Annotated in this window: 18 protein-coding genes, 1 pseudogene and 1 other annotated feature; all 19 genes and pseudogenes read right to left on the minus strand. The window is 44.9% G+C overall.

Features of this window, described 5'->3' with window-relative positions:
* The coding region (locus OCV59_RS03735; RefSeq protein ID WP_147592537.1) for a GTP-binding protein at positions 1-101 on the minus strand (101 nt) is incomplete at its 3' end.
* An 85-nt stretch (positions 102-186) separates the two neighbouring features.
* Positions 187-2,253 (minus strand): elongation factor G, encoded by a 2,067-nt coding sequence (gene fusA, locus OCV59_RS03740; RefSeq protein WP_147593172.1) that lies wholly within the window; start codon positions 2,251-2,253, stop codon positions 187-189.
* Between the two features lie 48 nt (positions 2,254-2,301).
* Positions 2,302-2,772 (minus strand): 30S ribosomal protein S7, encoded by a 471-nt coding sequence (gene rpsG, locus OCV59_RS03745; RefSeq protein WP_147593173.1) that lies wholly within the window; start codon positions 2,770-2,772, stop codon positions 2,302-2,304.
* Between the two features lie 181 nt (positions 2,773-2,953).
* Positions 2,954-3,367, minus strand: a complete 414-nt coding sequence (rpsL, locus tag OCV59_RS03750) for a 30S ribosomal protein S12 (RefSeq protein WP_147593174.1) — start codon at positions 3,365-3,367, stop codon at positions 2,954-2,956.
* 132 nt (positions 3,368-3,499) lie between these two features.
* Positions 3,500-3,961, minus strand: a complete 462-nt coding sequence (locus OCV59_RS03755) for a hotdog fold domain-containing protein (protein ID WP_147593175.1) — start codon at positions 3,959-3,961, stop codon at positions 3,500-3,502.
* 162 nt (positions 3,962-4,123) lie between these two features.
* Positions 4,124-5,476 (minus strand): aldehyde dehydrogenase family protein, encoded by a 1,353-nt coding sequence (locus OCV59_RS03760; RefSeq protein WP_147593176.1) that lies wholly within the window; start codon positions 5,474-5,476, stop codon positions 4,124-4,126.
* Between the two features lie 262 nt (positions 5,477-5,738).
* On the minus strand, positions 5,739-9,452 hold the full coding sequence (gene rpoC, locus OCV59_RS03765; protein ID WP_147593177.1) for a DNA-directed RNA polymerase subunit beta': 3,714 nt from the start codon (positions 9,450-9,452) through the stop codon (positions 5,739-5,741).
* 17 nt (positions 9,453-9,469) lie between these two features.
* Positions 9,470-13,171 carry a DNA-directed RNA polymerase subunit beta gene (gene rpoB, locus OCV59_RS03770; protein ID WP_147593178.1) on the minus strand — a complete coding sequence of 1,234 codons (3,702 nt, stop codon included), beginning with the start codon at positions 13,169-13,171 and terminating at the stop codon, positions 9,470-9,472.
* A gap of 199 nt (positions 13,172-13,370) precedes the next feature.
* Positions 13,371-13,736, minus strand: a complete 366-nt coding sequence (gene rplL, locus OCV59_RS03775) for a 50S ribosomal protein L7/L12 (RefSeq protein WP_147593179.1) — start codon at positions 13,734-13,736, stop codon at positions 13,371-13,373.
* Positions 13,737-13,880: 144 nt separating this feature from the next.
* Positions 13,881-14,372: a 50S ribosomal protein L10 gene (gene rplJ / locus OCV59_RS03780; RefSeq protein WP_147593180.1), complete on the minus strand. Its 492-nt coding sequence runs from the start codon at positions 14,370-14,372 to the stop codon at positions 13,881-13,883.
* A 37-nt stretch (positions 14,373-14,409) separates the two neighbouring features.
* Positions 14,410-14,556 (minus strand) — a sequence feature (ribosomal protein L10 leader region).
* Between the two features lie 9 nt (positions 14,557-14,565).
* A complete protein-coding gene (gene rplA / locus OCV59_RS03785; protein WP_147593181.1) occupies positions 14,566-15,261 on the minus strand; it encodes a 50S ribosomal protein L1 in 696 nt (231 codons plus the stop codon).
* A gap of 92 nt (positions 15,262-15,353) precedes the next feature.
* Positions 15,354-15,779 carry a 50S ribosomal protein L11 gene (gene rplK / locus OCV59_RS03790; protein ID WP_147593182.1) on the minus strand — a complete coding sequence of 142 codons (426 nt, stop codon included), beginning with the start codon at positions 15,777-15,779 and terminating at the stop codon, positions 15,354-15,356.
* 67 nt (positions 15,780-15,846) lie between these two features.
* Entirely contained in the window at positions 15,847-16,422 is a 576-nt protein-coding gene (nusG, locus tag OCV59_RS03795; protein ID WP_147593183.1) for a transcription termination/antitermination protein NusG, read from the minus strand.
* A 29-nt stretch (positions 16,423-16,451) separates the two neighbouring features.
* The gene (gene secE / locus OCV59_RS03800) at positions 16,452-16,718 is read right to left on the minus strand and encodes a preprotein translocase subunit SecE (RefSeq protein ID WP_147593184.1); all 267 of its coding nucleotides are present in this window, start codon (positions 16,716-16,718) and stop codon (positions 16,452-16,454) included.
* Positions 16,719-16,730: 12 nt separating this feature from the next.
* Positions 16,731-16,880, minus strand: a complete 150-nt coding sequence (rpmG, locus tag OCV59_RS03805) for a 50S ribosomal protein L33 (protein WP_147593185.1) — start codon at positions 16,878-16,880, stop codon at positions 16,731-16,733.
* Between the two features lie 327 nt (positions 16,881-17,207).
* Positions 17,208-17,798, minus strand: coding sequence for a 4Fe-4S dicluster domain-containing protein (locus OCV59_RS03810; RefSeq protein ID WP_147593186.1), 591 nt, complete (start codon positions 17,796-17,798; stop codon positions 17,208-17,210).
* A gap of 10 nt (positions 17,799-17,808) precedes the next feature.
* On the minus strand, positions 17,809-18,891 hold the full coding sequence (locus OCV59_RS03815) for a hydrogenase large subunit (protein ID WP_147593187.1): 1,083 nt from the start codon (positions 18,889-18,891) through the stop codon (positions 17,809-17,811).
* An 18-nt stretch (positions 18,892-18,909) separates the two neighbouring features.
* The gene (locus OCV59_RS03820; RefSeq protein WP_147593188.1) at positions 18,910-19,269 is read right to left on the minus strand and encodes an NADH-quinone oxidoreductase subunit C; all 360 of its coding nucleotides are present in this window, start codon (positions 19,267-19,269) and stop codon (positions 18,910-18,912) included.
* A gap of 227 nt (positions 19,270-19,496) precedes the next feature.
* Positions 19,497-19,916, minus strand: a pseudogene (locus OCV59_RS03825) (NADH-quinone oxidoreductase subunit B family protein); the annotation flags it as partial.
* Positions 19,917-19,925: the final 9 nt, after the last annotated feature.

Raw genomic sequence — 19,925 nt, forward strand, 5'->3', positions numbered from 1 at the left:
GTTGTGATAGCTGCTGTAAGTGTTGTCTTACCGTGGTCTACGTGACCGATTGTTCCGATATTGATATGCGGTTTAGTTCTTTCAAACTTCTGTTTTGCCATTTTTATTCTCCTCTCTTTTCAAATCCGCTCATGCGGATCAAAAGACTTCCGCTGAAACAGTCATGCTGCTTCAGATATGGAAGCATTACTTATTGATAGAATCAAGTAAGCTGTCCGGTAATTTTTCAAAGTGGTCAAACTGCATAACGTATACACCTCTGCCCTGTGTCTTTGAACGCAGGTCTGTAGCGTATCCGAACATCTCTGACAATGGCACATAGCCTCTTACAGCTACAGCACCGTTGTTCATGTCTGATCCTTCTATTCTACCTCTTCTTGAGCTGATGTCTCCGATTACATCTCCCATATATTCTTCAGGAACAGTAACTTCGACCTTGAATATAGGCTCAAGCAGTACAGGTTTTGCTTTCTTTGCAGCTTCTCTGAATGCCATTGATGCAGCGATCTTGAATGCCATTTCGGAAGAGTCGACTTCGTGATATGAACCATCGTACAGCTCTACACCGACATCTACAACCTGGTATCCAGCTACTGGACCAGTCTGCATCGCTTCTTTGATTCCTTCTTCGATCTTTGGTATATATTCCTTAGGAATAGCACCGCCGACGATGGAGTTCTTGAACTCGAATCCTTCTCCCGGCTCTCTCGGATATACCTTGATCTTAACATGTCCGTACTGACCACGACCACCTGACTGCTTTGCATACTTGTGATCGATATCTGCTTCTGAAGTGATCGTTTCCTTGTATGAAACCTGTGGCTTACCAACATTGGCTTCTACCTTGAACTCTCTAAGGAGTCTGTCCACGATGATTTCAAGATGCAGTTCGCCCATTCCGGCGATGATCGTCTGACCTGTATCTTCGTTTGTATAAGTCTTGAATGTAGGGTCTTCTTCTGCAAGCTTTGCAAGAGCTATACCCATCTTTTCCTGTCCTGCCTTAGTCTTCGGCTCGATAGCGATCTCGATTACAGGATCAGGGAATTCCATTGACTCTAATATGATCTCATGTTTTTCGTCACAGAGAGTATCACCTGTTGTTGTGACCTTAAGACCTACTGCAGCTGCGATATCGCCTGAATATACCATTTCGATATCTTCTCGCTTGTTGGCATGCATCTGAAGTATTCTTCCTACTCTCTCTTTCTTGCCTTTTGTTGAGTTGTATACATAAGAACCTGATTCCAGTGTTCCTGAGTAAACTCTGAAGAATGCGAGCTTGCCCACAAACGGGTCAGCCATGATCTTGAAGGCTAAAGCTGAGAATGGACCATTATCATCTGCAGGTCTTTCTTCTTCCTCTTCTGTACCCGGTACGATTCCCTTGATTGGCGGGATATCTAACGGTGACGGCATATAATCAAGTACTGCGTCAAGCATCATCTGTACGCCCTTGTTTCTATATGCCGAGCCACATGTCATAGGGATCATTTCCCCTGCGATAGTAGCCTTTCTGATAACCTTTTTGATTTCAGCTTCTGTGATCTCCTCACCTTCGAGGAATTTCATCATAAGCTCTTCATCCATTTCAGCAACAGACTCGAGTAAAGATTCCCTCCATTCATCTGCCAGATCCTGAAGATCTGCAGGGATATCAGTTTTCTCGAATTCCTTGCCCAGGTCATCCTTATATATCTCTGCTTTCATTTCTACCAAGTCGATGATTCCTATAAATGAGTCTTCTTTACCTATTGGTAACTGGATAGGTACAGCGTTAGCCTTTAATCTATCCTTTACCATGTTTACGACCCTGAAGAAATCAGCTCCCAGGATATCCATCTTGTTTACGAATATCATTCTTGGAACACCATACTTTTCTGCCTGTCTCCAAACAGTTTCGGACTGAGGTTCCACCCCACCTTTTGCACAAAGTACAGTAACGGCTCCATCTAATACTCGGAGTGAACGTTCTACTTCTACGGTAAAATCCACGTGTCCCGGTGTATCTATGATATTAATTCTGGTATCTTTCCATTGGGCTGTAGTAGCAGCAGAGGTAATTGTGATACCACGCTCCTGCTCCTGTTCCATCCAGTCCATAGTTGCCGCACCCTCGTGAGTCTCGCCAAGCTTATGAGTTCTTCCCGTATAGAACAGTATTCTCTCCGTGGTAGTCGTTTTTCCGGCATCTATATGTGCCATGATTCCTATATTTCTAGTCTTTGCTAACGGAAAACTTCGTTTTGACATATTATCCTCCTTTCTGCTCTGTATCTTTCTGTCAATCGAATCATAAGATTACCAGCGATAGTGTGCAAACGCCTTGTTCGCTTCTGCCATCTTATGAGTGTCTTCTTTCTTCTTAACTGATGCACCTGTATTGTTTGCTGCATCGATAAGTTCTTTTGCCAGTCTGTCTGACATAGTCTTTTCGCCTCTTGCTCTTGTGTACTTAGTAAGCCATCTGAGTCCCAGTGTCTGACGTCTGTCAGCTCTTACTTCGATAGGAACCTGGTAGTTTGCACCACCTACACGTCTTGCTTTTACTTCAAGAACAGGCATGATGTTGTTCATAGCTTTTTCAAATACTTCCAAAGGTTCTTCGCCTGTATCGTTCTTTACTTTTTCAAAAGCATCATAAACGATTTTCTGAGCGACTCCCTTCTTTCCATCCAGCATAACACTGTTGATAAGCTTTGTAACTACAACGCTTCCGTATACCGGATCTGGAAGAACTTCTCGCTTTGGTACGTTTCCTTTTCTTGGCACGTCTCTTCCCTCCTTGTTTGATTTTAAGTCGGTACTCGTCAGCAGTATGCGGTTTTACTTCGGACAGCTGATACCGCTGCCTTACTCCGTATACTGTTTCCGTGGTGCCCTTGTATTTATCTATATTCCGGATCATCGATCCGTTCAATTCATAAAAAGGGCACTTAAAATTTACCGATTACTACTTCTTAGGTCTCTTAGCTCCATACTTGGATCTAGCCTGCTTTCTGTCTGCTACACCTGCAGTGTCTAATGTTCCTCTTACGATGTGATATCTTACACCTGGCAGGTCCTTGACTCTTCCGCCTCTGATGAGTACAACACTGTGCTCCTGAAGGTTGTGTCCGATTCCAGGGATGTATGCTGTTACTTCGATACCGTTAGTAAGACGAACTCTCGCAACTTTTCTCAGAGCTGAGTTAGGCTTCTTAGGAGTAACTGTCTTTACAGAAGTGCAAACGCCTCTTTTCTGCGGCGAATTAACATCTGTAGCAACTCTTCTTATCGAGTTCATACCCTTGTTAAGAGCTGGTGCAGTTGACTTCTTCTCACTGCTTGTTCTGCCCTGACGTACTAATTGGTTAATTGTAGGCATCCTTTTTCTCCTTTCCTGTTAAAATAAAATATGTTAGCTTTGAACAATAAAGCCCAAAGCTAACATCTATTCTATCACGCTTATTATCAGTATGTCAACAATAATCCATTTCAGATCATTGAATACTTTTTCCTATTTTTCATAAGGGTGCAGTCTGTCTTTGAATGAAGACTCAGTAGCACCTCTCTGGTCTTTTCTTGCGATAAATAAGCTTCCTGTAGCCTTGCCGCACAGTACAGGCGGTTCACAAGCTGTTGCGGCAGTTTCAGGTGTCGCGATGCTTGTGAGATCAGCATCAGTTCTGTCTAACTGAGTAGCGACCTTCCATGCTTCAAACTGGCAAGTGTATGACTGGTTGCCTACTTTTTCGATCCAGCCATGATATTCCATGAAGTCTCCAACGTATACAGGAGCCAGGAATTCGATTTCCTTGTATCCTAAGAATAAGCTGATATCTCCATCAACATATACCATCAGTTCCGTACCAACGTCGCCCCACTGGTCAACTATTCTCGCGCCGTTTACTAATCCGCCTACATAATGTGCATCTTTTGCACTCATCATAAGATGATGAACTACTTTCTTACCAACCATGATTTTTTCCTTCTCTTTCCTCTGTAAAGAATATTATCAAATAAGTCCGTCAGCTGTCTTATTATATTAATAAAGCAGTTTCATCCCTTGATATTTGAGACAAAACTGCTTTACATTCTAAGTTTTTATAAAGCTAAAGTCTGCTTAAAGTTTCATATAAAACTAGTCAGCGAATACTTTTGCAGGATCGAGCGGTTCTACGTCCAGCTTCTTAACGATCTTTGAAACATTTACCATGTGTATGTAGTCAACGTTTCCAGCTAAGATGTTGTTACCCCAAGTTCCGCATCCTTCTGATACTGCAGGTGATAATGCGTTAGTTTCAGGACCCCAAGCATCAGGTGTAGGCTGGTTAACCAGTACACGTGCTACAGGAATCTTTTCTCCGAAGTAAAGGATGTGATCTTCATCGTTTGAGTAGATACCAGCTGTGTGACCTGTACCGCCATCTTCTTCCATGTTTCTGATAGCCATGTCAACAGCGTCTTCAAACTTGTCATAGCTCTTTAATACTACAACAGGTCCCATGATTTCCTTACCGAGGATATCATCTTTACCAACGCCTTCTATCTTAAGGCCGATAACCTTAGTTCCTTCTGGGAGGTTATATCCAGCAGCTTCTGCGATAACGTTTGTGTCTTTACCAACTAAGCCCGGTCTAACTTTTCCGTTTTCGAATAAAGCATCTCTGAACTTAGCAACATCGTCAGCGTTGTCAAATACTACAGCGCCAGCTTTTCTGAATTCTTCGAAGAATTCAGCTTCGAGATCCTGTGGGTAAAGTAATAAGTTGTCTCCGTCGCAAAGGATTCCGTTGTCACTTGCTACAGCGATGATTGAATTCTCAGCAGCGTCCTTAAGGTCATATCCTCTGTCGATGATTACAGGAGGGTTTCCTGGTCCTACGCCGTATGCAGGAGTTCCGCTTGAGTAAGCAGCCTTAGTGAGTCCGGATCCGCCAGTAGCGATAACCAGATCACAGTTAGCCATTAATTCCTGTGATTTTTCGATAGTAACGTCGTTAACGATCTGGATAAGGTCTTCAGGAGCACCGTTCTTAGCTAATGCTTCACGAATGAGATCAACAGTCTTTGTTGAAGTCTTTTCTGCACGTGGAGCAGGTGAGATGATGATAGCATTCTTACCCTTTAATGCGTGCATGAAGTTTCCTAAAGGTGTAACTGTAGGGTTAGTTGCTGGAGTGATAGCTCCGATAACACCGATTGGGTGAGCAGCTTCAATGAGACCGATTGAAGGATCTTCATTGATGATACCTACAGATTTCTTGTCTTTGAGATAATCCCAGAAAGCAGCAGCTGTTCCTGTGTTCTTGCCAATTTTGTCTTCATAGCTTCCAAGTCTTGTTTCTTCAACAGCCATTTTTGCTAAAGGCTCTGCGTTTTCATAAATGATTTTTGCACTCTCGTAAACAAGTTTATCTACCTGTTCCTGAGTGTAATCGCTGATCTGTTCGAACGCTGCGCGCGCTCTGTCAATTTTGTTTTGAATAGTCATACTTATCAATCTCCTTTTTCATTCTTACTATTCTCGAAACTACTAAAAACCAAATTAGCTGTATCTGGTCTTTGTATTATCTCAATATTGTCTTTATTTTAGCATTTAGCCATCTTACTGTCAAGGTGTATGGAATGTATACATGCAATTTTTCTAACAAATCAAAAACCTCTGGAAATTTCTTTTTGAATTCCCAGAGGCCTGATTTTTCAACGTTTATAGCGTTTTTTATAATTTGGTCTTATGGGCCTGCAGCCGGTGACTACTCCCAATCTATGCCGTCATCAGCACTCGCCATGCCGCCTTCGGCTTCTGCCGCAAATTCCTCTGCAGCTGCTGCATTTTCATCCGTCTCCATAGCCGGAACGATATCTTCCATATCCTCGTCTTCCTCTTCCTGAAGCTCCATCTCACGCTGCATAGCCTTGTATGCATCAATGAGCGCAGTATTTACACCGTAATCCAGATCGATGGATCTGTACTTCTTCATGCCGGTTCCTGCAGGTATCAGCTTACCGATGATAACGTTTTCCTTAAGGCCCTGCAGCTTATCGTTCTTGCCCTTGATGGCTGCGTCCGTGAGAACTCTCGTAGTCTCCTGGAATGATGCTGCCGACAGGAAGGAGTTCGTTGCCAGCGAAGCCTTTGTGATACCGAGAAGCAGCCTTTCTGCTTCAGCCGGTCTTCCGCCGTTCGCGATCGCAGCTTCATTCGCCTCATCGATCTCGATCTTGCTGTACTGCCCTCCCGGAAGAAGTCCCGTGTCTCCTGCATCGTTGACCTTGAGCTTCGAAAGCATCTGTCCGACGATGACTTCGATATGCTTGTCATTGATATCTACACCCTGCTGTTTGTATACGCGCTGTACTTCCTTGAGGAGGTACTGATATACACCTTCAACGCCGTTCAGCCTCAGGATATCCTTAGGGTCGAGAGGGCCCTTGGTGATGTTGTCACCAGCCAGGATATATTCTCCTTCTGTAACGCATATCCTTGCGCCGTAAGGGATCTCGTATATCCTTTCTTCCTCGCCTCGCACCTTGACCTGCGTCTTGTTATCCATCGTAGGATCTATCGAAACTACAGTTCCGTCAGCTTCACATATCACAGCAAGACCCTTAGGCTTCCTTGCCTCGAACAGCTCCTCTACTCTAGGCAGACCGTGAGTGATATCCGATCCGGCAACGCCGCCTGTGTGGAAGGTTCTCATCGTCAGCTGAGTACCAGGTTCACCGATCGACTGAGCTGCAGTTATACCTACAGCTTCACCGATATTAACACCTTCGCCTGTAGCAAGGTTTCGTCCATAGCACTTAGCACATACACCTGTTCTGCTGTGGCAAGTCATTACCGATCTTATAGCAACGGATTCTATTCCCGCAGCCTCTATGGCTCCTGCAGCATCCTCGCTGATCTCGCAGTCCTGCTCTACCAGAAGTTTGCCTGTCTCAGGATGATAGATGTCAAGCAGTGCTGTTCTTCCGATTATACGATCCTTCAGCTTTTCTATGACTTCCTTGCCGTCAGTGAATGCTTTTACTTCTATACCTTCATCCGTTCCGCAGTCATCTTCTCTTACGATAACGTTATGCGAAACGTCTACCAGTCTTCTCGTCAGGTAACCGGAATCGGCTGTTCGCAGAGCCGTATCGGCCAGACCTTTTCTGGCTCCGTTCGTCGAGATGAAGTATTCCAGTACGGAAAGCCCTTCTCTGAAGTTCGCCTTGATAGGGATCTCGATAGTCTTACCTGTAGCATTTGCCATCAGACCACGCATTCCGCCGATCTGTCTTATCTGATTCTTACTACCTCTCGCTCCGGAGTGTGCCATGATAAACAGATTGTTGAGCGAATCCAGTGAATCCATCAGCGCATCTGCCACATCATCAGTAGTCTTGTTCCAGATCTCTATTACTTTTTCATATCTTTCTTTATTGGATACGAGACCTCTTCTGTAAGCCATCTCGTATTTGTCTACCAGTTTTTCAGAAGCATCTATGATCTCTTTTTTCTTTTCAGGGATCTCCATGTCGGAAATACTGATCGTGATCGCTGCTATAGTCGAATAATGGAAGCCCATATCCTTTATATAGTCGAGCATGATCGCAGTCTCCGTATTACCGTGTATTCTGTAACATCTGTCGATGATCTGTCCGAGCTTTTTCTTGTCGCACAGGAAATCGATCTCAAGCGAATACGGATCAGCCTCTCTGTCTTCTACATAACCGAGATCCTGAGGTATCTTCTGGTTGAATATGAATCTTCCTACTGTCGATTCTACCAGTTTTCCTCTCGTGTCATTTTCGCCGGCATACATCCTTACCTTTACTCTTGCATGGAGTCCGACCATACCTGTCTGGTATGCCATCAGCATCTCCGCGATATCTGTAAACACCTTGCCGTCGCCTTTTTCAGCATCTGACGTTCTCTTGCCTTCTTCCTGTCCCGGATGCGTCAGATAGTAGCTTCCCAGGATCATATCCTGTGTAGGCGTCGTGATCGGAGATCCGTCCTTAGGCGCCAGGATGTTATTTACGGAAAGCATCAGGAATCTCGCTTCAGCCTGAGCTTCTACAGAAAGAGGTACGTGTACAGCCATCTGGTCGCCGTCAAAGTCGGCATTGAATGCCGTACAAGCCAGCGGATGCAGCTTTATAGCCTTACCCTCTACCAGAACAGGCTCGAACGCCTGTATACCGAGTCTGTGAAGAGTCGGGGCACGGTTGAGCATTACAGGATGTTCCTTGATGACTCCTTCGAGCACGTCCCATACCTCAGGTCTTACTTTCTCGACCATTCTCTTGGCACTCTTGATATTGTGAGCGTTGCCGTTTTCCACGAGCTTCTTCATGATGAACGGCTTGAACAGTTCGAGCGCCATCTTCTTAGGCAGACCGCACTGATAGAATTTCAGCTCCGGTCCTACTACGATTACCGAACGTCCCGAGTAGTCTACACGCTTTCCGAGAAGGTTCTGTCTGAATCTCCCCTGTTTTCCCTTGAGCATATCCGACAGAGACTTGAGCGGTCTCGATCCCGGACCTGTCACAGGTCTTCCTCTTCTGCCGTTATCTATGAGAGCGTCAACAGCTTCCTGGAGCATTCTCTTCTCGTTTCTTACGATGATGTCCGGAGCTCCCAGTTCAAGGAGTCTGTTGAGTCTGTTGTTTCTGTTTATAACACGTCTGTAAAGGTCATTCAGGTCTGAAGTGGCAAACCTTCCGCCGTCGAGCTGTACCATAGGTCTCAGATCAGGCGGGATAACAGGAATGACTTCAAGTATCATCCACTCAGGCCTGTTGCCTGACATCCTGAGAGCTTCGATGACTTCAAGTCTTCTCACGATCCTGACTTTCTTCTGACCTGTTGCATTCACAAGGTTTTTGCGGAGTTCTGCAGAAAGTTCGTCAAGGTCTATCTGCGTCAGCAGCTCTCTGACTGCTTCCGCACCCATTCCTGCCTTGAATTTGTTTTCAGGATTGTCCTTTGCCTCTCTGTACTGGTTCTCCGTCAGTACTTCCTTGTATGCGAAGTCCGTGTTTCCCGGGTCAGTTACTATAAAGTTTGCAAAATACAGTATCTTCTCCAGCGTTCTCGGTGAAATGTCGAGGACAAGTCCCATTCTCGACGGGATGCCCTTGAAATACCATATATGAGAAACGGGTGAGGCCAGTTTGATATGGCCCATCCTCTCTCTTCTGACTTTCGCTTTTGTTACTTCAACACCGCACTTGTCGCACACGATGCCTTTATATCTTATTCTCTTGTATTTTCCGCAGTGACATTCCCAGTCCTTTGTCGGTCCGAAGATCCTCTCGCAGAAAAGTCCGTCCTTCTCCGGCTTGAGGGTTCTGTAGTTTATAGTTTCGGGTTTCGTAACCTCTCCGTAGGACCAGTTCAATATCTTCTCTGTAGATGCCAGCCCGATCTGCAGAGACTCGAAATTATTCAACTCATAATTATTGTTATCACTCATCGGTCACTTCCCCTTTCCTATGCTTCTTCCGACGGTTCTGTTTCAGCCGTTTCATCTTCTTCGGCGTCTTCATAGTCGTCATCATCTTCTTCGACGATCATGATCTCCTCATCATCGTATGCTTCATCGTCTTCCGGTTCTGCCCCCTCTATGTCGACATCTACCATGTTCTCTATATCAGGGATATCTTCCATCTCACTCGTTTCCTTGATCTCGATCTCTTCATTGTCTTCTGTGAGGACTTTGACATCGAGGCATAGACTCTGCATTTCCTTGATGAGTACCTTGAACGACTCAGGAATACCAGGCTCAGGAATGTTCTCGCCCTTGACGATAGCTTCGTAAGTCTTTACACGACCCACTATGTCGTCGGATTTTACAGTGAGTATTTCCTGAAGAGTATAAGCTGCTCCGTATGCTTCCAGAGCCCATACTTCCATCTCTCCGAAACGCTGTCCGCCGAACTGCGCTTTTCCGCCCAGAGGCTGCTGCGTTACAAGTGAGTACGGACCCGTACTTCTCGCATGGATCTTGTCGTCAACGAGATGGTGGAGCTTGAGCATATACATGTAACCTACCGTTACAGGATTATCGAAATACTCTCCTGTTCGTCCATCTCTAAGACGCAGCTTACCGCTCTTGTCATATCCGTTTTCCTCAAGAAGCTGTATTATATCTTTCTCCGTCGCACCGTCGAATACAGGCGTTGCGATGTACCAGTCTTTTGTCTTTGCAGCGAGACCGAGATGCACTTCGAGTACCTGACCGACGTTCATTCGCGAAGGTACGCCGAGAGGATTCAGCATGACCTGAAGTGACTGGCCGTTTTCCAGGAACGGCATATCTTCCTCAGGAAGTATCCTCGAGATTACACCCTTGTTACCGTGTCTTCCCGCCATCTTGTCTCCGACGCTTATCTTTCTCTTTGTTGCGATGTAGCATCTTACGAGCTTGTTGACTCCAGGAGGCAGCTCATCGCCGTTTTCTCTGGAGAACACTTTTACATCCACTACTATACCTGTCTCGCCGTGAGGCACTCTGAGCGAAGTATCTCTTACTTCTCTTGCCTTTTCACCGAAAATAGCTCTGAGAAGTCTTTCTTCCGCCGTAAGCTCCGTCTCGCCCTTAGGTGTGACTTTACCTACCAGTATATCTGACGAATTTACTTCTGCACCCTTTCTGATGATACCTTCTTCGTCGAGATCCTTGAGTGCATCCTCGCCCACGTTAGGTATTTCTCTAGTTATTTCTTCAGGTCCGAGCTTCGTATCTCTCGCTTCTGCTTCATATTTCTCTATATGGATCGAAGTGAGCACGTCTTCCATAATAAGTCTTTCATTGAGTATGATAGCGTCCTCGTAGTTGTAGCCTTCCCATGTCATGAATCCGATGAGCAGGTTCTTTCCGAGAGCGATCTCTCCGTTTTCTGTAGACGGACCGTCAGCAATGACTTCTCCCTGCTCTACATGTTCGCCGTTGTATACGATAGGTCTCTGATTGATACATGTACCCTGGTTCGAACGTTTGAACTTGAGGAGTGTGTACTCGTCTTTCCCCTCTCCGTCGTCTCTGAGCACAACGATCTTGTCTGCATCGACAAAATCGATCGTTCCTGAATGCTTTGCTATTATAACTACGCCTGAGTCCTTTGCAGCTTTATGCTCCATACCTGTTCCTACTATAGGCGCTTCTGTCACGAGAAGAGGCACTGCCTGTCTCTGCATGTTGGCACCCATCAGGGCTCTGTTAGCGTCGTCGTTTTCGAGGAACGGTATCATCGCAGTCGCAACAGATACTACCTGTTTAGGCGATACGTCCATGTAGTCTACAGCTTCTCTAGGTACCAGGTCGATTTCTCCGCCTTTACCTCTGGCTGCAACCTTGAGGTTCACGAAATGCCCTTCTGAATCGAGCGGTTCGTTCGCCTGTGCCACGATCTTGTCCTCTTCATCATCCGCTGTGAGGTAATGGATCTCCTCTGTTACTCGGCCTGTCGCCTTGTCGACTACTCTGTACGGAGTTTCGATAAAGCCGTATTCATTGACGATACCATATGTCGTCAGCGAGCCGATCAGACCGATATTCGGACCTTCCGGCGTTTCTATAGGACACATTCTTCCATAATGTGAATGATGTACGTCTCTTACTTCGAATCCGGCTCTTTCTCTGGAGAGTCCTCCAGGTCCGAGTGCCGAAAGTCTTCTCTTGTGTGTCAGTTCAGCCAGCGGATTGTTCTGGTCCATGAACTGTGAAAGCTGTGAACTTCCGAAGAACTCCTTTACAGCTGCAGTTACCGGTCTTATGTTCATAAGTCCCTGCGGAGTGACCTCAGAGATATCCTGAGTCGTCATTCTCTCTTTGATAGTTCTTTCCATTCTGGAAAGGCCTATCCTTATCTGATTCTGCAGCAGTTCTCCTACAGTTCTCAGTCTTCTGTTGCCCAGGTGGTCTATATCATCTATGTTTCCTATGCCGTAGTTGAGGTTGAGCAGGTAGCTCACCGACGCTATCACGTCTGCAACCAGTATATGCTTAGGAGACAGCTCATTCTTCCTATATCTGATAGCCTCTTTTACAGACTCCTGATCTTCGTTCTCGCGAAGTATATCCATCAGTACAGGGTAATAGACCTGTTTAGGCATTTTGATATCTGAGATATCAAAATCTATATATGAATCGATATCAACGAATTGATTTCCTATTACTTTGGTCACTTTTCCGTCATCTGCAGGACTCTTGACCATTACAAATTCAACTCCGGCATTTTCTATCTGTCTTGCCAGTTCCTTGTCTACCGTCTGATCCTTCTCAGCCAGGATCTCTCCTGTATTCGGATCTATGACGTCTTCAGCCACTGCATTGCCGACAAGTCTGTTGAAAAGCCCCAGTTTTTTGTTGTATTTATATCTTCCGACCTTAGCCAGATCATAACGCTTAGGATCGAAGAACATCGAATTGAACAGCGACTGCGCACTTTCAAGCGTAGGCGGTTCGCCAGGTCTCAGTTTCTTATATATCTCCTTGAGACCTTCCTCATAATTCGTGGTCGTATCCTTTTCCAGCGTTTTCAGCAGTCTTGGCTCTTCACCGAAAGTATCCAGGATCTCCTGATTGCTTCCCATTCCCATCGCTCTGAGAAGGGTCGTCACAGGCTGCTTTCTCGTCCTGTCGACTCTGACAGAGATTATTTCATTGGAGTCGGTTTCATATTCGAGCCATGCCCCCCTGTTAGGGATGACTGTTGTGAAAAACAGGTTCTTACCTGATTTGTCTATTTCTTTATCATAATAAGGTCCCGGTGAACGCACGAGCTGAGTAACTACAACTCTCTCCGCACCATTGTAGATAAAAGTACCCTTTTCAGTCATCAGTGGGAAATCTCCCATGAAAACTTCCTGTTCCTTTACTTCTCCGGTTTCTTTATTTACCAGACGTACTCTTACTTTCAACGGAGCTGCATAGGTAACGTCTCTCTCCTTACACTCTTCCTGGCCGTATTTAGGCGGATCTGTAAGGGAGTAGTCAATGAATTCGAGAACAAGATTGTCCGCATAATCCTTGATCGGCGAAACATCCTCAAAAACTTCGCGAAAACCTTCTCTTACAAACCAATCATATGAATCCGTCTGAATCTGTATCAGATTTGGCATTTCTGCCACTTCATTGATTTTCGAAAAGGTCATTCGTTCTTTTCTACCTAATTTTATCGGATTTGGCATAGTCATCACTCCTTATATCTTTAACAAATTACATTTGCAGGGCAGTTTATTATGATACCACATTGTTGTCAAACCGTCAATAGTTTTTGGAATATTTTTCATTTTCTTCACATAAGTATACCGAAAACGGTTTTCTTAAAAAAACGGCAGATGACGCGAAGTCATCTGCCACAGTGCTTTTTCTTCTGAAAATGCGAGCTTATTTGAGTTCAACAACTGCTCCAACTTCTTCGAGCTGTGCTTTGTATCCTTCAGCTTCTGCCTTTTCGCATCCTTCTTTGAGGTTTGAAGGAGCTCCGTCAACCAGTTCCTTAGCTTCCTTAAGTCCTAAGCCTGTGATCTCTCTTACAGCCTTGATAACCTTGATCTTTTCTGCTCCAACTTCCTTAAGAACTACTGTGAATTCAGTCTGCTCTTCGCCTGCTGCTGCTGCGCCGTCTGCTGCTGCAACTACAACGCCTGCTGCTGCTGATACGCCGAATTCTTCTTCACAAGCCTTAACCAGCTCGTTTAACTCTAAAACTGACATTTCTTTTATAGCTTCAATTATCTGATCTTTGTTCATTTTATTTCTCCTTTATAATTATTTCAGTATATATGATCTATACCGATAACTTCTGTTGAGCCTGTACACAGAAAAGCTTCATACGCTTATGCGCTATGCTCTTTCTGCAAAGGTTCGCCCATCCATACGCCGCAAAGTAAGCGCTTACGCTTCTTTCTGCTCTGCGATCTGTGAAACCACTCTTGCAAAGTTTGCGATCGGTGACTGGATGCTTCCCATAAATTTTGAAATGAGAACATCTCTTGACGGAATCGATGCGAGCTGCTGAATACCTTCTTTGTCATAGTATTCACCTTCTACGATACCACCCTTGAATTCCATCTTCTTGTATTCTTTGATAGCTCCGTCCAGAACTCTTGCTGGTGCAGTAGCATCATCATAGCTGAATGCAAATCCGCTCGGTCCTGCGAGAGTGTCCTTCAGCACTTCGTATTCAGTGCCTTCGATAGCTCTGTTAACCAGTGTGTTCTTGTAAACAGTGTAGTCAACATCTGCTTCGCGGAGTTTCTTTCTCATAGCATCTGCTTCTGCAACTGTGATTCCGATGTAATCAACAACTACAACAGATGTCGCTCTTTCAAACTTGTCTTTTATTTCGTCAATTATTACTTGCTTCTGTTTGTAAGCTTCTTTCATTATCGCGCATTCTCCTTTCTAAATAATCTTTTTTCAGGTACGCTATAAAATAGCCTTGCTATCCGCGTGACAGCAAGGCAAATGTATTTACATTGTACCTCGGCGAGGTCTCCGTTTAAAGCCGGCATATACTGTGATATCAGTGCCAGCTCCTCGCTGTCTACGGTCTATAATATTCTGTTCCGTTTGAGATCTAACCCAGCTTTAAAGGGTTGATCTTCACTCCAGGTCCCATAGTAGATGTAACAACTACGCTCTTCAGATACTGACCTTTTGCTGCTGCAGGCTTAGCCTTTATGATAGCACCGATAAGTGCATTGAAGTTGTCAGTCAGCTTCTCAGGTCCGAATGAAGCTTTTCCTATAGGAGTATGGATGATGTTTGCCTTGTCCAGACGGTATTCAACTTTACCAGCCTTGACTTCTTCGATAGCCTTTGCAACATCCATAGTAACTGTGCCTGACTTAGGATTAGGCATGAGTCCCTTAGGTCCCAGAATCTTACCTAATCTACCAACAACACCCATCATATCAGGTGTCGCAACAACGACATCAAAGTCAAACCAGCCTTCACTCTGGATTTTCTGAGCCATTTCTTCAGCTCCTACGAAATCAGCACCGGCTTCTTCTGCTTCTGTAGCCTTAGGGCCCTTTGCAAATACCAGAACTTTCTTCGTTTTACCAACTCCGTGCGGAAGCACGATAGCTCCTCTTACCTGTTGATCGGCATGTCTGCCGTCAACACCTAATCTTGCGTGAAGCTCAACTGTTTCATCAAACTTGGCTTTTGCGCTTTTTACAACGATTTCCATAGCCTGATCAACGTCAAACAATTCAGCTTTGTCGAATTCTTTTACAGAATCCTGATACTTCTTTCCTCTTTTAGGCATTCTTTCCTCCTTGTGGTACTCACAACCGCATCCCTGACCGTCACTGTCCGCTTTCGAACATTTCATCGATCTCTGCGGTCTCCCACTCTGTTTTAGTCTTCAATAACGATTCCCATACTTCTTGCAGTACCCTTGATCATTTCTGTTGCTGCTTCAAGGCTTGCTGCATTAAGATCCGGCATCTTTGTCTTTGCAATCTCCTCAGCCTGTGCTCTTGTGAGAGTTGCAACCTTAGTTTTGTTAGGTTCACCTGAAGCTGATTCAAGACCTGCTGCCTTCTTGAGTAATACTGCTGCAGGCGGTGTTTTGCAAATGAATGAAAACGAGTGGTCTGCATATACAGTGATTACTACCGGAATTATCATTCCAGGCTGATCCTGTGTTTTAGCGTTGAACTGCTTACAGAAATCCATAATGTTAACGCCGTGCTGACCTAAAGCTGGTCCAACAGGAGGTGCAGGGTTTGCATTGCCGGCAGGAATCTGAAGTTTGATATAACCTTCGATCTTCTTAGCCATTACTGTTATTCTCCTTTCTTTATTATTCCCCTACGGGGTCATAGATTTAATATGAAAGCCGCTTTGATCAGATCTTGTCGACCTGAGCAAAATCGAGCTCTACTGGCGTGTCTCTTCCGAACATCGACACCTTGGCTTTGAGCGTCTGTTTTTCCATGTTGACTTCTTCGACAACTCCCATGAAGTTTTCAAAAGGTCCGTTGATAACTTTCACCGTATCGCCGACATCGATATCCAGATCGATATATATTTTCTCGATACCCATTCTTCTCACTTCCTCTGTAGTGAGCGGGATAGGATCCGAGCCGTGACCCACGAAGCCTGTAACGCCCTGTGTGTTTCGCACAAGATACCAGGATTCATTTGTCACTATCATCTTTACAAGAACATATCCCGGGAACATTTTTCTGGTCTTCACCTTACGCTGTCCGTTTTTGACCTCGACTCTGTCTTCGGTCGGTACGATCACGTCCAGAATAAGGTTCTGCATACCTCTGTTCTCAACGATTTTCTCGATGTTCACTTTGACCTTGTTTTCATGACCGGAATAAGTGTGAACCACATACCATTTGGCTTCGCCGTCACCCCTGAGACCTTCCAGTCCTTCAAGGTTTAATTTTTTACCTTCATTGTTTTCACACATTGTATCTTTAAGCTCCTATCTTGCACGCTTTAGAAACATACTGCCTTTATAGCTGCCAGTACGCCTGTGTCAACTGCCCAAAATACAACTGCAAAGGCCGCGCAGGTAACAAGCACTACGGCTGTGAAAGATCCGAGCTCTTTCTTTGTCGGCCATACTACTTTTTTCATCTCGAGCTTTACGCCCTTGAAATATTCCTTTACGCTTCCTTTCTTCCTTTTACGGGTAGATGCTGCTGCAGCCCTCTGTCTGACTGTTGTGGTATTGTTGCCTTTACCCTTTGACGTTTTTGCCATGGCAATTCTCCCTTACTTCGTTTCCTTGTGAAGTGTGTGTTTTCTGCAGAACTTGCAGTATTTGTTCATTTCTATACGGTCAGTAGTGTTCTTCTTGTTCTTTACCGTATTGTAATTTCTCTGCTTACATTCTGTGCATGCAAGTGTAACCTTTACTCTCATTTTATCTGTCCTCCGTTTAACTTAAAAGTAAGAGCAGCCTCTGCCCTTAATTGATTATTTACATAAAGTCGCTAAATAATTGTATATTACAGCGGTGTCAATGTCAAGATTTTTCCGCAAAAAAGCAGGCCGCAGGGCCGTCTTCTTCATCTGCATATATGTTTTTGCGTTTTTGCCCTCCAGGCTGTCATGTATAAAAATATGCAAACAGGACTCTGCCTGTCTGCATATTTCCGTATCACTTACATTTTTATATGCTTATATGGTGATAGTGTCTGCTCTGATACCGCTGTTCATGCGATCCCGCGACCTGTACGGTCACAGTTCTTACAGTGAGAGACACTTCTTAGGGCACTTGTCAACGCATGCTCCGCACTTAACGCACGCATCTTCATCGACTTTCCAGACTTTCTCTTTTCTGTCGACTGTTAAAGCATCGCAAGGGCAGTTCTTTGCACAAAGTCCGCAATATACACATACATCCAGATCACACGTGAGTTTGTCTTCACCTGATGCAGCATCTGCTTTCTTTTCACCGTCTGCCGGTTTGTCCGCTGCCTTTTTAGGTTCAGGCTTCTTGACCTCGACATCTACTGAATCGACAACTTTCTCTGTTTCCGGCTCAGTATACTTAGGATTCATGTCGAGACACTTCTTAGGACAAGCTTCGACGCATGCTCCGCACTGTATGCACTGCATTCTGTGGATCTCCCACTTTCCGCCTTTTCTGTCTACATTGATTGCATCTGCCGGACATTTTCTTCCGCAGATACCGCAAAGTATACACTTGTCAGCGTCGATGTCGATACTTCCTCTTGTTCTCTCCTGCCATTCTCTTTCCACTACAGGATACATGAGAGTTGCAGGCTTCTTGAATGTGCTTTTTAATACTGTTTTGGCAAATTTAAAAGCTCCCATTAACTCTCACCTACCTTTCTGTACAACTTATGCATGGGTCGATCGTGAGCACCATCATAGGCACGTCAGCCAGATCGCAGCCCTGCAGGATCTTAACTAATGCAGGAATATTCATGTTGGTCGGTGTTCTGACACGCATCCTCTGTAAGAATTTAGTGCCTGCACCCTTTGCATAGTAATATGCTTCGCCTCTAGGCTGTTCAAGTCTCACCATGTATTCACCTTCGACATTTCCCTTTACAGGAACATCTACAGGACCTTCAGGAATCTTGTCTACAGCTTTCTTTATCAGTTCGATCGACTGGAATATCTCGCCGATCCTGACTTTACATCTAGCATAGCAGTCACCGGCTTCTTCAAGTACAGGTTCAAAATCCAGTTCCTTGTATACGCCGTGATTGTTAGTCATTCTCATATCCTGATCGACACCGGATCCTCTCGCCACAGGACCAACTGCACATAATTCGATCGCATCTTCTTTTGAAAGTACGCCGACGCCGCACATTCTGTTCTTTACAGAATCATCTTCGATGAATACGTCTGTGATCTCTTTGATCTCAGCTTTTATTCCTTCCAATGTTTCTGCGATCTCTTTAAGTGTATCGTTGTCGATATCCTTTCTCATACCGCCGACTTTACAGATGGAGAATATAACTCTGCCGCCTGTAGTTTTTTCCAGGATGTCAAGAATAGTTTCTCTTATTCTCCAGCAGTGCATGAACAGGCTCTCGAAGCCGAATGCGTCTGCGAGGAGTCCCAGCCACAGAAGATGGCTGTGGAGTCTTGACAGCTCATGGAGTATGGTTCTGAGGTATTCTGCTCTCTCAGGGATTTTTATATCCATAGCTCCCTCGATCGATGCTGCAGCTCCCCATCCGTGACCGAAACTGCAGATACCGCAGATACGCTCTATAACATATACCATTTCGGTATATCCCCTTTTTTCCACCAGCTTTTCCAGTCCTCTATGGATAAATCCGATAGATGGAATGGCTTCCACTACTGTTTCATCCTCGACTACCAGGTCGATATGAACAGGCTCCGGAAGTACCGGATGCTGTGGTCCGAAAGGAATTATAGTTTTCTTACCCATATTAATTACCTTCCTTTCCTATTTCTTCGGATTCCATGGAGTAGGTTCTGCAACCTTGAAGAAGTTGCCCTCATAATCAAGCTCCATATGCATGAACTTGATACCAAACAGGTCATGCATCTCATTCTCATAGATAAATGCAGGCCAGTATGTTCCTGTTATACTTTCAACCTTTTCCTCCGGTGAAATAACCAGTTTTAAATTCGTCAGGCTGTAGTCCTTGTCAAATGAGTAAATGATTTCGATCTTATCATCCACTACAGTTGCACATGCCTGACCGAATCTGTATCCTTCAGCCTTTAAATCCTTAACTTTCGTCAAAAGCTGGGAAAGCTCTACAGGCGTGAAGTTCTGTGGTACATCTACTCTTTCGCGCATTAGTTTTCCCCTCCTTTTTCTTCCTCAGCAGTTTCTGTATCTTCTTTTTCTTCGGCAGTCTCTTCCTCAGCAGTTTCTGTCTCTTCTTTTTCTTCGACAGTCTCTTCTTCTGCAGCTTCCTCAGCCTTTTCAGCTTCTTTTTCTGCAGCTTCCTCTCCTGCTTCAGCGATCTCTTCGAGTTCTTCAGCCTCTTCTTCTGCGATCACTTCTATGTCTTCAGCATTCTTGAGCTTATCTCTCTTTTCCTGAAGAACTGCCAGGCCTTTTACAACACCGTCTATGATAGCTTCCGGTCTTGCTGCACAGCCCGGAACGTAAACATCTACCGGGATAACAGTATCAACGCCGCCTAAGATATTATAGCACTGCTTGAACACGCCTGCCGAGCACGCACATATACCTACAGCCACTACGACTTTCGGCTCGGGCATCTGCTCGTATATCTGTTTTACAACATCTTTATTCTGTTCGTTAACGGATCCTGTAACAAGAAACACATCTGCATGTTTAGGGTTTCCTGTATTTATGATACCGAATCTTTCCACGTCATACATAGGTGTAAGACATGCCAGGACTTCGATATCGCATCCGTTACAGCTGGATCCGTCATAATGGATGACCCATGGTGATTTTGCAATATATGACATTTCTACACC

The organism is Brotomerdimonas butyrica (genome assembly GCF_025567305.1).
Lineage (GTDB): Bacteria > Bacillota > Clostridia > Peptostreptococcales > Anaerovoracaceae > Lentihominibacter > Lentihominibacter butyricus.

Excerpts from the sequence above, each read along its gene's own strand:
- OCV59_RS03760 (WP_147593176.1), bottom strand. The coding sequence starts at position 5,476 with ATGACTATTCAAAACAAAATTGACAGAGCGCGCGCAGCGTTCGAACAG.
- rplK (WP_147593182.1), bottom strand. The coding sequence starts at position 15,779 with ATGGCTAAGAAGATCGAAGGTTATATCAAACTTCAGATTCCTGCCGGC.
- rpmG (WP_147593185.1), bottom strand. The coding sequence starts at position 16,880 with ATGAGAGTAAAGGTTACACTTGCATGCACAGAATGTAAGCAGAGAAAT.
- OCV59_RS03815 (WP_147593187.1), bottom strand. The coding sequence starts at position 18,891 with ATGGGTAAGAAAACTATAATTCCTTTCGGACCACAGCATCCGGTACTT.
- rplA (WP_147593181.1), bottom strand. The coding sequence starts at position 15,261 with ATGCCTAAAAGAGGAAAGAAGTATCAGGATTCTGTAAAAGAATTCGAC.
- OCV59_RS03755 (WP_147593175.1), bottom strand. The coding sequence starts at position 3,961 with ATGGTTGGTAAGAAAGTAGTTCATCATCTTATGATGAGTGCAAAAGAT.
- OCV59_RS03810 (WP_147593186.1), bottom strand. The coding sequence starts at position 17,798 with ATGGGAGCTTTTAAATTTGCCAAAACAGTATTAAAAAGCACATTCAAG.
- rpsL (WP_147593174.1), bottom strand. The coding sequence starts at position 3,367 with ATGCCTACAATTAACCAATTAGTACGTCAGGGCAGAACAAGCAGTGAG.
- OCV59_RS03820 (WP_147593188.1), bottom strand. The coding sequence starts at position 19,269 with ATGCGCGAAAGAGTAGATGTACCACAGAACTTCACGCCTGTAGAGCTT.
- rplJ (WP_147593180.1), bottom strand. The coding sequence starts at position 14,372 with ATGAAAGAAGCTTACAAACAGAAGCAAGTAATAATTGACGAAATAAAA.
- nusG (WP_147593183.1), bottom strand. The coding sequence starts at position 16,422 with ATGTGTGAAAACAATGAAGGTAAAAAATTAAACCTTGAAGGACTGGAA.
- secE (WP_147593184.1), bottom strand. The coding sequence starts at position 16,718 with ATGGCAAAAACGTCAAAGGGTAAAGGCAACAATACCACAACAGTCAGA.
- fusA (WP_147593172.1), bottom strand. The coding sequence starts at position 2,253 with ATGTCAAAACGAAGTTTTCCGTTAGCAAAGACTAGAAATATAGGAATC.
- rplL (WP_147593179.1), bottom strand. The coding sequence starts at position 13,736 with ATGAACAAAGATCAGATAATTGAAGCTATAAAAGAAATGTCAGTTTTA.
- rpoC (WP_147593177.1), bottom strand. The coding sequence starts at position 9,452 with ATGAGTGATAACAATAATTATGAGTTGAATAATTTCGAGTCTCTGCAG.
- rpoB (WP_147593178.1), bottom strand. The coding sequence starts at position 13,171 with ATGCCAAATCCGATAAAATTAGGTAGAAAAGAACGAATGACCTTTTCG.